Annotated in this window: 1 pseudogene; it reads right to left on the bottom strand. The window is 57.4% G+C overall.

The features are described 5' to 3' along the window. Positions 1-223 (bottom strand): annotated as a pseudogene (locus KO536_RS24125) (urocanate hydratase); the annotation flags it as partial.

Raw genomic sequence — 223 nt, 5'->3', positions numbered from 1 at the left:
CAGCCAGTTGTGCAGGTGGGCGTCGTCAGCGATCAGCTCCTTGACCTTGGCGTCGGTTTTGTAGATGTCTTCGGCATCGCCCGACAGCGCGACCCAGCGGAACGGGCCTACACCACGGCAGAACAATGGGCGGATATAAGCCGGTACAAAACCAGGGAAGTCGAAGGCGTTTTCTACGCCCACTTCTTTGGCCATCTGACGAATGTTGTTGCCGTAGTCGAAG

The sequence above is a fragment of the Pseudomonas sp. NKUCC02_KPG genome (assembly GCF_019345465.1).
Taxonomy (GTDB): Bacteria; Pseudomonadota; Gammaproteobacteria; order Pseudomonadales; family Pseudomonadaceae; genus Aquipseudomonas.
The sequence above is the reverse complement of the archived record's forward strand: the minus strand, read 5'-3'. Positions and strand labels throughout refer to the sequence as shown.